Raw genomic sequence first — 591 nt, forward strand, 5'->3', positions numbered from 1 at the left:
CAACGTTGTCACCAGGGTTGCCCTTGTTGTCGTTCCAGTCCGGCTTGTCAGCAGGAGCAGGAGCGTCAGGCTGCTTGTCGCCAGGCTTCTCGACGGTCACGGTGACTTCATCAATCACCTTGCCGTCCTTGTCCTTAACAACAACCTTGATCTTGTCACCAGGCTTAGCGTCCTTGTCGATGTCAACGACGATCTTACCGTCTTCATCGATTTCAGCCTTACCAGGGCCTTCCGTCTCAACAGTTGTGCCGTCCTCGACTGGGCCACCGGTGTTCGGAATTTCGACCTTGTCGCCAGGCTTACCCTTGTCGTCCTTCCAGTCCGGCTTCTCAGCAGGAGCAGGAGCCTCAGGCTTCTTGTCGCCAGGCTTCTCGACGGTCACGGTGACTTCATCAATCACCTTGCCGTCCTTGTCCTTAACAACAACCTTGATCTTGTCACCAGGCTTAGCGTCATCGTTGATGTCAACAACGATCTTACCGTCTTCATCGATTTCAGCCTTACCAGGGCCTTCCGTCTCAACAGTTGTGCCGTCCTCGACTGGGCCACCGGTGTTCGGAATTTCGACCTTGTCGCCAGGCTTACCCTTGT

General features: G+C 55.0%; 1 protein-coding gene. It reads right to left on the bottom strand.

Annotated features, from left to right (window positions below; all coding sequences use genetic code 11):
• Window positions 1-591, bottom strand: a 591-nt coding sequence (locus MHX53_RS11475) for a hypothetical protein (protein WP_239272783.1), incomplete at both ends; no start/stop codon positions are given.

Source organism: Brevibacterium sp. ACRRH (assembly GCF_022346365.1).
GTDB lineage: Bacteria > Actinomycetota > Actinomycetes > Actinomycetales > Brevibacteriaceae > Brevibacterium > Brevibacterium paucivorans.